The sequence below is a fragment of the Bacteroides sp. 214 genome, from assembly GCF_010501015.1.
GTDB lineage: Bacteria > Bacteroidota > Bacteroidia > Bacteroidales > Bacteroidaceae > Bacteroides.
Window position 1 is genome coordinate 113,759 of sequence record NZ_QVML01000001.1, and the last position, 11,636, is coordinate 125,394.

Consider the following 11,636-nt stretch of genomic DNA (forward strand, 5'->3'; position numbering starts at 1 on the left):
ATATTATAATTTAAACTTAGGGTCTTTCTGGTAAGCTTTGCTGTTGAATTGATACAATGCGGCTCCACGTTTTGACCCTTGCTTATCTATTTGATCGGTTTTTTCGATATAATCCATTTCTGCTACACGCTTTCGGAAATTGCGCTTGTCGAGTTCTTCACCATAAATGGCTTCATACAGACTTTGCAACTGTGAGAGCGTAAACATATTGGACAACAGGTTAAAACCAATTGGCTTTGTTGACGCTTTCTGCTGCATTTTCTTTCTCGCCTTCTCAACCATCTCTTCGTGATCAAAGATAAGCGGAGGCAGTTCCTTTATGTTTACCCAAAAGGCGTTGTGCTTCTCTACCAATTCATGATCGTACTCGTTGATGTTCATCAGCGCATAGTAAGCTATGGATATAACACGTTCATTCGGTTCGCGATCAATAGCACTAAAAGCGCCCACCTGTTCCATGTAGACTTTTTCTAATCCGGTTAATTCGAGCAGTACGCGTTTTGCAGCATCATCTGTGCTTTCGCTTTCCTGCGTGAATCCCCCCATCAGTGACCAACCTCCTTTGCACGGTTCAAAATTACGTTTTAGTAATAACAGATATAGCTCTCCTTCTTTGAAGCCGAAGATGATGCAGTCTACTGCTACATAGAACTTAGGGTTATGGCTGTAATAACTCAGCCTCTCCCCAGTCCTCTCCAAAGGAGAGGAGGTAGGGAGTGCTTTGTCTTTAGATTTCATTTCCATTTATTGCTCTTAGCATATTAAGAATGATGTTATTTATCTGCATAGCTTCCTCCCTCTCCTTTGGAATGGGTCGGGGAGAGGCTCTTTACCAGAAGTAAATATAGAATGCTACGGTTATTCCTAAGATGATACAAGTGTGTATTACATCCCATTTATTCCAACTGGCACGTGTTTCCGCTTTTTGTTCAGGTGTGGCGGTTCCAAATACAAGTCCTTGTATTTTATTTGCCGATGGGGCTTCTGTAGCAAGACTGACAAGAATAACAACAATGATACAGAACAGAAACATCCAACCGCAGAAGAATAACCAGTTGAGGTCGTAGAACAGGTATTTGAATGTTGAATCGGCGGCCTCTATATTGCTATAATATACTTTAGCTCCGAGACGCGTTAACCCAATAATCATACCCGATAATAGTCCCCACATACCTCCTTTGGCAGAAGTTCGTTTCCAGCAAATACCTAATAAGAATGCTGCCGCAATACCCGGTGCCAATACCGATTGTACATCTTGCAGATATGTGTAAAGAACATCTCCCACACTACGCATAATGGGGATCCAAAGGATACCAAGTACTACGATTACTACTGTAGCTGCCTGACCGATGGTTACCAATTTCTTTTCAGAAGTGTTGGGCTTGAAGCGCTTGTAGAAGTCGATTGTAAACAACATAGCCGATGAGTTAAACAACGAAGCCAGTGAACTCATCAATGCTGCAAGAATACCGCACACCACTAAACCCTTAACACCTGCCGGGAGTAATTTCGCTACCAGCGTTGGGAAAGCAGCATCTGCATTTGCTGTTACGCCATCTGCCAACATTGGTAGAAATCCGCCACTCTCTAAGCCTTTTTGGTGTAATGCGAATGCAATCATACCGGGAATAAGGAATAGGAATACCGGTAAAAGTTTCAGGTAAGCACCGAAGATGGTACCACGGCGTGCTTCTGTTTGATTCTTTCCTGAAAGTACACGCTGGACAATATATTGGTCGGTACACCAATACCAGAAACCGATAATTGCCGAACCGATGAGTGCACCCAACCATGGGAAGTTAGCATCACTATTGTTGCGAATCAGGTTGTTCATTGTATCACCGTATTCATTAACCGAAACACCGCCGCAAATGCGAATCATCTCATCCCATCCGCCAAGCTCTTTCAATCCAAGCACAAGAATGATTAATGAACCTAATAACAATATAGGAGTCTGTAATACTGATGTGTATAGTACTGATTTCATACCACCAAAAATGGTATAAAGAGCTGTGATTAATACCAGACCAATGGCGGCAATCCAGAAGAAGTCTATTCCCCAGAGAGTATCTATCCCGAATACTTGTTGGAATACCAACCCTCCGGCATATACTGTAACTGCTACTTTTGTAAGCACATAGCTTACCAATGAAATAACAGAGAGAATGGTTCTTGACTGTGGATTGTAACGTCTTTCAAGAAACTCGGGCATTGTGTAAACCATGCTTCGTGTATAGAAAGGAACGAATACCCAACCTAGAATAAGAATCATCCATCCTTGAATTTCCCAGTGCGCCATAGCCATACCGCTTGACGCACCGGCTCCGGCAAGACCAATTAAGTGCTCCGAGCCAATGTTTGATGCAAAGATAGATGCACCAATGGCTATCCATGTGGCATCTCTTCCGCCAAGGAAATAATCTGCCGAGTCATTTTGCTTTTGTTTAACTACCCAAACGATAATTCCGATAAGAGCCATACAGAAGACTCCAATAACTACCCAATCTAATGGTTGCATACGTAATGTGTTTTAAATGTTATTATTTATATTATGGTTTTTCTGCAGTGAACTTGTAAATGCAATGGCTTTTATAAGTTTCTCCCGGCTTAAGCAATACCGAAGGCCATTGAGGCTTGTTGGGACTGTCGGGATAGTGTTGTGTTTCTAAGCAAATACCGGTACGTTTCTTGTACATGATACCTTTTTTCCCTTTTGCGGTTCCATCGAGGAAGTTACCTGTATACACCTGTATACCCGGTTCATCGGTATATACCTCTACACTGATGCCCGATGCGGGTGAAGTAACTCTAGCTGCAAGTTTGGTGATGTCGCCAGCTGTGTTCAATACCCAATTGTGGTCGTATCCGTTGCCATTCTTTAATTGCTCGAAGTCAAACTTGTCAATGTCTTCACCAATCATTTTGAGCTTGCTGAAGTCCATTGGAGTATCGGCTACAGGTAGTATCTCGCCTGTTGTCATATAGGTTGCATCAACCGGAGTATAGCTGTCGGCGTTGATGTAAAGTATATCGCTCGTGATTTCTTTAGTCGCGTCTCCCGAGAGGTTAAAGTAAGAGTGATTGGTCATGTTGATAACCGTAGTTTGGTCGGTAGTTGCTTCGTATTGAATGTCAATGGCATTATCTTCGGTTAGCGTATACGTAACAGTTGCAGTTACGTTGCCGGGAAAATTCATATCATTATCGGGCGATTGCATAATCATGGCAATCTGCGTGTCACTAATTGGTTTGGCTGTATACACTTTGTATTGCCATCCCTCAGGACCACCGTGCAGGCAATGTCCGAAGTTGTTTGGCAGTAGTTGAATATCTTTGCTGTCGATAGTCATCTTTGCGTCTTTGATGCGATTGGCGTAACGTCCGATAGCGGCTCCGAAGTCGCTTGGTACATTTTGATAACTGTTGATGTTGTCAAATCCCAGTACCACATCTTTCATTTCTCCATGCATATCGGGTACCATGATTGACACAATTCTTCCACCGAAGTTGGTTATGCACACCTCCATGCCATTCTCATTTTTGAGTGTGTAGAGTGCCACTGGTTCTTTTTTGATTTCTGTTTGAAAATTCTTGGGGTCTAATCCCGATTGAGTTAACTCAGAAGCCGGTTTCGTGTTGCACGAGCTTACCACAAGGGCAATAATGCCGGCGAGTACTACTTCTCTTTTCATGTCTGTTGGTATTAATTATAGAATAAAAGGATTAACGGTGTGTATTTGAGTGTAAAAGTAACACTTAAAGAAAAAAGCATGCAATAAAACTATATGTTATACAGCATATTTGTAACTAAAAGAAGCTAAAACCTCTTCATTACAAATAAATTAGAATCCATAGGCAAAACTATAAGCATTCAGCGTGCATAACATAAATAGTTGGAACCAGAAGTATAAGCATTGTGTGGGCTCTATATTTTAATAATAATTAATAAGGTAGTTGTTGTAGCAAATTAAGTAATATATTTGCGCTATGAACGAAAATAGCGACATGATATTTGGCGTGCGCGCCGTTATCGAAGCCATACAGGCAGGGAAGGAAATAGATAAAATACTGGTGAAAAAAGATATTCAGAGCGACTTGTCTAAAGAACTCTTTGAAGCCTTAAAGGGAACATTAATCCCAGTGCAGCGTGTTCCACTCGAAAAGTTGAACCGTATAACCCGCAAAAACCATCAAGGAGTAGTAGCTTTTATCTCTACTGTAACCTATCAAAAGGTAGAAGACCTGGTACCTTTCTTTTTTGAAGAAGGAAAGAATCCCTTATTTGTTATGTTGGATGGATTGACCGACGTACGTAACTTTGGTGCCATTGCCCGTACGTGCGAGTGTGCCGGAGTAGACGCTGTTATTATCCCAGCCAAAGGAAGTGTCACAGTAAACGCTGATGCAATTAAAACTTCGGCAGGTGCGCTTCACACACTACCCGTGTGCAAAGAAAGAGGATTGGCAGAGTGCTTGAAGTATCTTAAGAATAGTGGCTTCAAAATCATCGCTGCCACAGAGAAGGGAGACTACGAATACACCAAAGGAGACTATACCGGACCTGTTTGTCTCATAATGGGAGCCGAAGACCGTGGTGTGTCTTACGAAAATCTTGCTTTATGCGACGAATGGGTAAAGATACCTATCATGGGAACTATCGAGTCGCTCAACGTGTCTGTAGCTGCCGGAATTATTATCTACGAGGCACTTAAACAACGAACTAATTAAAAACAAATACATGAAAAAGAACACTTTATTGGTATTGTGCTGTTTCCTGTTTACACAAATGGCAATGGCGCAAGCTCCTAAATGGCTGGAAAAATCCAAACGCGCGGTATTCTCAATCGTAACATATGATGAAGGCGGAAACATACTCAACAATGGGAATGGTTTCTTTGTAGCCGACAATGGCACTGCCGTATCGGATTATACTATATTCAAAGGAGCAGCGCGTGCTGTGGTTATTGACTCGGATGGAAAACAACTCAATGTAGATGCCATACTAGGTGCAAATAGCTTGTACGACGTGGTGAAGTTTCGTGTGAATACCGAAGGAAAGAAAGTTGCCGCCTTAACAGAGACAGCCGTACCCGCGACAGGCGAAGAGGTTTACTTGATGGCTTACTCTACCAAGAAAGAACAAAATTTCGCAAAAGGAACCATAGAAGCAGTTACCGACATTAGCGACGCTGATAAGTACTATACGCTTGCGATGAAATTGGAAGAGAAAAGTGTGAGTTGCCCTCTAATGACAGCCGATGGCAAACTCTTTGGTGTTTCACAAAAAGCCGACGGAAACCTTGCCGAAACCAAATGTTACGCTGTGGGTACTTCATATGCTACTGCGTTAGAAATAGTGGCGCTTTCTGCCAACGACCCCGTATTAAACAGTATAGGTATACGCAAAGGACTTCCTGTTAATGAAGAACAAGCTTTAGTCTTCCTTATCATGGCTTCTTCACACTATAATGGCGAAAAATACGAAGCACTGCTCAATGATTTTGTTATGCAATTCCCTAATAGTGCCGATGGTTATATACGTCGTGCCGAATATTACCTCTACAACGATACTGTTGCCGGCATTGACAAAGCAAATGCCGATTTCGCGCAAGCACTTGCTGTTTCAACAGCTAAAGAGGAGGTGCATTATACCACAGCAAAGACTATCTACTCGTACATTATCAATCATGGAGCAGATGAGAGTAAGAATTGGACTGCCGACAGAGCCTTTGATGAAATAGAAAAGGCTATTGCGATCAATCCGCTTCCGGTATATCTTAGTTTGCAGGGCGATATTGCTTATATGAAACAAGATTATCAATCTGCATACAACAGCTATATACAGGTTACAAAGACCGAATTTGCATCACAGGCACTGTTTTTTAGTGCGGCTAAGTCTAAAGAACAACTTGGTGCGGAACCGCAAGAAGTGCTTGCTTTACTCGATAGTTGTGTGGCTCGTTGTCCAAAACCACTTATGTATGCCGATGCTCCTTACGTATTGGAACGCGCGCGCTTGTATATGGAAACCGAACAGTATCGCAAGGCAATGCTCGACTACGATGCATACTATGCAGCAGCAAACGGCAGTGTGAATGACTACTTCTTTTACCTCAGGGAGCAAGCCTCACTAGGTGCAAGACAATATCAACGCGCTTTGGATGATATCGCTAAGTGTATTGAGATGAACCCTAATGAACCTTTGTATCACTTGGAGCTTGGGTTAATTAATCTTCGTGTTGCCCGTTACGAACAATCTATCGAAGCTTTGAATAATGGTATAAAGCTGGATGGCAGTAACCCCGACTTTTATCGTCTTCGCGGTATCGCACAGGTGCAATTAAAGCAGAAAAACGAAGCGTGCGCCAGTTTTGCCAAAGCAAAGGAGCTTGGCAGCGAAGAGGTAGACGAATTAATTGAGAAGAACTGTAAGTAAGATATAAATAGCCTGAATGTGTTTCGCCCCTTACAACCAACCGGTGGTAAGGGGCGAACTATATATAATAAGGAGTAAAGGGATTCTATTAAATGGAGTTCATTCTGCCCATGAATAATATAGCTCCTGTGCTTTTCTCTTTGATGGCATAAATAAACGGACGCGTTACGTAGAATGTTCCCGACCGACCAGGACCTACGGCGGTTGCCTCAAATCCAACAGATGTAACCGCTGCTGCCTCTGTTCCTTCTTCGTTTACTTCTATGAATGTGTTTTGCTTAACCATGCTGATGAAGAGGTGTATGTCTGTCATTTTGCTAAAGTCTGCTATATGCGAATTGAACGCAGCGTTCATTCCCAAATTTTGCAAATCGCCATTTAGTACTCTGTCGTATTCCAATTTGAATTTAGGGAGCTTAATTCTCGTCATACTGCAGTATTGGCTTAAACCTTCCATCCATTCGTCCCATCTTTCGGGAGTAATTTGTTCGGCAAGTGCATCAAGATTATTGTCTTTAAGAAGAATCACCATGCTAAAGGCGCTGTTGCCATAGGGTAGCTCGGCTATCTCTATATCTTCGTCGGAGATGTGAGGGATGGTTGCTTCCTGATTCATCATATCTACTTTTATGGTAGAACCGTTTGCGGTGGTAAAGTCTTCTTTGGCTGTGTCCGACTTAGTAAATTTATATTTCCATGTTCCTTTGAAGTACAATGCATTGATAATGAACATCATTTGATCAGGGTTTATTGTTTCTATGATTTCTGGGATGCATTTGTTGGTTTTGTCCGAGCACCATTGATTGATAATATCTACCGATTTGTCCGAGTTGAAATCAAGATCGCGCACTTCAGCGTCATACTTTTCTTTGTTTGTCTGAACGAAAAGAGGGTTGACTGCTAATCCCTGACGATACCAAATGGAATTGGCAATGCCTAGTTTTGTAGTATTATCCACCGCCAGCAAACCACTGATAAGTTTACGGTAGTAAGCGTTCATTTCATCGAGAGAGTAGTCGGTAAAGCCCAGAGTAGACTTCATCTCTTCGAGCGTTTCGTTTGCTGCACCATTAGTGCTCATGCTTAGTGCGAGTGAGGCGCTAAGGGGCGAAATCATAAATTGATCTTTTACTTCGTTGTTATACACCTCTTTGAAGAACTTGAGAGCAAAGGCGTTGTTCTTTGCCGTCATTTCCTGTTCGCTACGGGTTAACGGAATATCCAAGCGGTCTTGGGGAGAATTACTCTCTCCTTCGCAAGCGCAAAGTGCAAAAAGAGTAAAGGCTAACAATAAATTTCTCATGATGTTGTGTTTAAAAATGTATTATAACATGTAAATGCAACGTTTTCTCTGATACTGCACAAGTAAGCAAAATAGATAAATAAAAGTTGTAGTTGGCTAATGTGTATAAAGAATATTTATCGTTTTGAATGGTTTGAACATCGCTGGAATTTGTCATTTTGTAGGTAAAACTACTCTAAACCTCTTTGAAATGCCATTGCTTGCTAACTTTCTGCTTTTTGGAGAAATAGAATATAGTTATTGGTTGAAAAACGAATATGCCCTACAAGCCTTCTGGAAGGGATTTTATGAAGAGAAATTTGCTTATGGACGAACGACTGTTTGCCATAGGCTCACGACCTATCTTCCATAAGCATTCAGACCGTTTGCTTATGGCAAACGGTCGTTCATCCATAAGCAAAGAAATAAAAACAGACTGAGTTTAAGTGTGGAACTGACTGAGTTCTTTCCATGTTCTGACTGTGTTTTTACCCAAGACTCAGTCAGAAAAACAGGCGATACAAGCTTTGTGGGGCATATTCTGAATAATACGAGTGTTTTTCACACTATTTTAGGCGTTTTTCCTAAAGCCTATTTCCTGCGATTTTTTCTGTCCACGCGTTGGTTTCATTCATTTTTTCGCAATCTTGGAGGCTTTGACAAATTGATAGTTTGGAGCTTTCTTTTGATGAGTGTAACTGTTGGTAATTACTCAAATAATTCCTATCTTCGAACCGGATTTTTCAGTAATACTAACTCTTTAATGAAAGAAAAATATGAAAAAAGTAATTAATAGTCCGAAGGCACCAGGTGCAATAGGTCCATATAGTCAAGCTATTGAAGCCAATGGACTTGTGTTTGTATCAGGACAGCTTCCTATCAATGCTGTTACAGGCGAGATGCCCGAAAGCATTGAAGAGCAAACCCGCCAGTCGTTGGAAAACATGCGCTTTATTCTTGAGTCTGCCGGACTAACTATGGCAAATGTAGTAAAGACAGTTGTGCTGCTTCAAGATATGTCGCTCTTCGCGGCAATGAATAAGGTATATGCCGAATTCTTTGAAGGCGATTACCCGGCAAGATGCGCTTTTGCGGTAAAGCAACTCCCTAAAGACGCTTTAGTGGAGATTGAGTGCGTGGCGGCTCGCTAACAAATCGGCTACAATAAAACTACTGCCTCCTACGAAGATAAAGTCTTCAGGGAGGCTTTTTTCTTGTGCTGCTCTTGTAGCTGTGGCTACATCCGCATACGTTTCTCCCTTTAGTCCGTGTGTAGAAGCCAATGCTTGTAGTTGTTGGGCAGGCATGGCGCGCTTAACAGAGGCTTGCGTAAAATAATATGTCGCGTTCTGTGGCAAAAGAGATAATACACCCTCCACGTCCTTATCATCGACCATACCTATAACAATATGCAGTTGCCGGTATGTTTGTTCCGCAAGCTGCTGTACAATGTACTTTATACCACCGGTGTTGTGCCCGGTGTCGCATAGTAGAGTAGGGCACTCTTGTAGCTTTTGCCAACGACCCATAAGTCCGGTTAGCCGACTCACATTTTCAAATCCACAACGGATGTTTTCCTCACTAATTCTATAGCCTATATATATAAGGTGTGAAATGCACGAAAGTAACGTGTTGGTATTCTTCTGCTGATAGAGTCCGCCAAGTTCTCCGCGCAATTCCTTATAACAATCAGTTTCGTAGATAAATCCTCCTTCTTTACATGGTGTAGCACGCAATAGCTTGTGTTCTTCTTCGGCAAAGAAGAGGGGGGCGTTTACTTGGTTGGCTTTTTCTGTAAAGACTGGCTTAGTCTCTTCATTGGTTTCGCCTATCACCACGGGGATACCTGCTTTTATGATACCTGCCTTCTCTTTGGCAATAGCGGCAAGTGAACTGCCCAGTTGTGCGGTATGATCCAGACTGATGTTGGTAATAATACAAAGATCGGGAGTAATGACATTGGTGCAGTCTATTCGTCCGCCTAGCCCAACTTCAATCAAAGCAACATCCACCTTGGCATCGGCAAAATACTTAAATGCCAAAGCTGTGGTTAGCTCAAAGAACGAAGGGTGTAGCGGTTCGAAGAAGGCACGGTGTGTTTCAACAAAGTCAATAATATACTGTTGTGAAATGCACTCGCCGTTTACACGAATACGTTCCCTGAAGTCCACCAAGTGTGGAGATGTGTACAATCCCACACGGTATCCTGCGCTTTGCAGGATAGCAGCCAACGTATGCGAGCAACTCCCTTTACCATTTGTACCACCTACATGGATGGTTTTATATTTCTTGTGTGGTTGTCCGAAGTAATTATCGAGTGTATATGTATTTTCCATACCCGGCTTATAGGCTTTGCTACCTATTTGCTGGAACATAGGCATGCTGTTGTACAGGTATTCAAGCGTCTGCAGATAATCCATCTTTTCAAATATTTAACGAACAAATAACCTTTTGTTTGGTTATAATTAGTATATTGCAACAAGTCGTTTGCGACCCATAGATAGGGAAAGCAAATCAGGCTACAAATATCAACATTTTGAATCTAACTTATCATGGGAACAAAGAAAAACTTCGTGTTAGATACCAATGTAATACTTCACGACTACAATTGTATTAAAAATTTCGAGGAAAATGACATTTACCTGCCTATTGTAGTGCTCGAAGAACTGGACAGGTTCAAGAAAGGCAATGAACAAATCAACTACAACGCCCGTGAATTTGTACGCGAACTCGATTTAATAACAGATGATAACCTCTTTACCAAAGGCGCTAAGCTTGGCGAGGGTTTGGGACGATTGTTTGTTATGACCGGTGGTGTAAACTCCGAGAAGGTTACTGCCTCTTTTCCCGAACGCATTGCCGACAATCAAATTCTTGCCGTAGCCGACCATTTGCAAACAAAATACCCGCGTACCAAGTGTATCTTGATAACCAAAGATATAAACTTGCGTATGAAAGCGCGTTCAATAGGTATTGTTTGCGAAGACTATATCAATGATAAAGTTGTTAATGTAGATGTTTTTGCCAAGTCCAATGAGGTGTTCGAAGATGTTGATCCGGGTTTGATTGACCGCATCTATTCATCGAAAGAAGGTCTTGACATCAGTGAACTTGATTTCAAACAGTTGCTTCGTCCCAACGAATGTTTTATTCTGAAGAGCGACCGAAACAGTGTCTTGGCTCGTTATAACCCTTTTACACATACTGTTCATAAGGTAAACAAGAGCAAGAATTACGGTATTGAACCTCGCAATGCCGAGCAAACTTTTGCTTTCGAAGTACTCAATGATCCTAATATAAAGCTCGTAGCTATAACCGGAAAAGCGGGGACGGGTAAGACCTTGTTGGCACTTGCCGCTGCGCTTGGTAATATACAAAACTACAAACAGATACTTCTGGCAAGACCTATTGTGGCGCTTTCTAATAAAGACATAGGTTTCCTCCCTGGCGATGCCACCGAGAAAGTAGCTCCCTATATGCAACCTCTCTTTGATAATCTCAACGTTATCAAGCATAACTTCTCTTCTAACTCCAGCGAGGTGAAGAAGCTGGAGGAAATGCAGAAGAGCGATCAACTTGTAATTGAAGCATTGGCGTTTATCCGCGGACGCAGCCTGAGCGAAACTTACTGCATCATTGATGAAGCGCAAAATCTTACTCCTCACGAAATAAAGACAATTATCACCCGTGCCGGTGAAGGGACAAAGATGGTTTTTACTGGTGATATTCAACAAATAGACCAACCTTATTTAGATAGTGAATCCAACGGATTGGTCTATATGATTGATCGTATGAAAGACCAAAATCTCTTCGCCCATATCAACCTATTGAAGGGAGAACGCAGTACTTTGAGTGAATTGGCAAGCAATTTAATGTAAAAAAGTACTCTTTGAGGCATTTTTTCTACTGCAAAACTAT

General features: G+C 41.9%; 10 protein-coding genes. 5 read left to right on the plus strand and 5 right to left on the minus strand.

The features are described from left to right. Positions 1–3 precede the first annotated feature (3 nt). From D0T50_RS00460 to D0T50_RS00470, 3 genes are all read right to left on the minus strand, one after another. Complete coding sequence (locus D0T50_RS00460; protein ID WP_370520839.1) at positions 4–738, minus strand: NUDIX domain-containing protein; 735 nt, start codon at positions 736–738, stop codon at positions 4–6. A 91-nt stretch (positions 739–829) separates the two neighbouring features. Beyond that, positions 830–2,518 (minus strand): sodium:solute symporter, encoded by a 1,689-nt coding sequence (locus tag D0T50_RS00465; protein ID WP_163220869.1) that lies wholly within the window; start codon positions 2,516–2,518, stop codon positions 830–832. A 31-nt stretch (positions 2,519–2,549) separates the two neighbouring features. Further along, entirely contained in the window at positions 2,550–3,692 is a 1,143-nt protein-coding gene (locus tag D0T50_RS00470; RefSeq protein ID WP_163220871.1) for an aldose epimerase family protein, read from the minus strand. A gap of 295 nt (positions 3,693–3,987) precedes the next feature. Between D0T50_RS00470 and rlmB the strand changes: the two genes are divergently transcribed. After that, positions 3,988–4,728, plus strand: a complete 741-nt coding sequence (gene rlmB, locus D0T50_RS00475; RefSeq protein WP_163220873.1) for a 23S rRNA (guanosine(2251)-2'-O)-methyltransferase RlmB — start codon at positions 3,988–3,990, stop codon at positions 4,726–4,728. Positions 4,729–4,738: 10 nt separating this feature from the next. Then, complete coding sequence (locus D0T50_RS00480; protein ID WP_163220875.1) at positions 4,739–6,436, plus strand: trypsin-like peptidase domain-containing protein; 1,698 nt, start codon at positions 4,739–4,741, stop codon at positions 6,434–6,436. A gap of 88 nt (positions 6,437–6,524) precedes the next feature. On the opposite strand, the gene D0T50_RS00485 is transcribed toward D0T50_RS00480, so the two are convergent. Further along, positions 6,525–7,739, minus strand: coding sequence for a serpin family protein (locus D0T50_RS00485; RefSeq protein WP_203558152.1), 1,215 nt, complete (start codon positions 7,737–7,739; stop codon positions 6,525–6,527). 287 nt (positions 7,740–8,026) lie between these two features. On the opposite strand from D0T50_RS00485, the gene D0T50_RS13855 reads away from it, so the two are divergent. Together D0T50_RS13855 and D0T50_RS00490 are read left to right on the plus strand one after the other, a co-directional pair. Beyond that, complete coding sequence (locus tag D0T50_RS13855) at positions 8,027–8,158, plus strand: hypothetical protein (RefSeq protein ID WP_255489921.1); 132 nt, start codon at positions 8,027–8,029, stop codon at positions 8,156–8,158. A gap of 336 nt (positions 8,159–8,494) precedes the next feature. After that, the gene (locus D0T50_RS00490) at positions 8,495–8,869 is read left to right on the plus strand and encodes a RidA family protein (protein ID WP_163220877.1); all 375 of its coding nucleotides are present in this window, start codon (positions 8,495–8,497) and stop codon (positions 8,867–8,869) included. Here D0T50_RS00490 and D0T50_RS00495 read toward each other — a convergent pair. Then, positions 8,837–10,138: a folylpolyglutamate synthase/dihydrofolate synthase family protein gene (locus D0T50_RS00495; RefSeq protein WP_163220879.1), complete on the minus strand. Its 1,302-nt coding sequence runs from the start codon at positions 10,136–10,138 to the stop codon at positions 8,837–8,839. The genes D0T50_RS00490 and D0T50_RS00495 overlap by 33 nt on opposite strands. Before the next feature lie 132 nt (positions 10,139–10,270). On the opposite strand from D0T50_RS00495, the gene D0T50_RS00500 reads away from it, so the two are divergent. After that, entirely contained in the window at positions 10,271–11,596 is a 1,326-nt protein-coding gene (locus tag D0T50_RS00500; protein WP_163220881.1) for a PhoH family protein, read from the plus strand. Positions 11,597–11,636 lie beyond the last annotated feature (40 nt).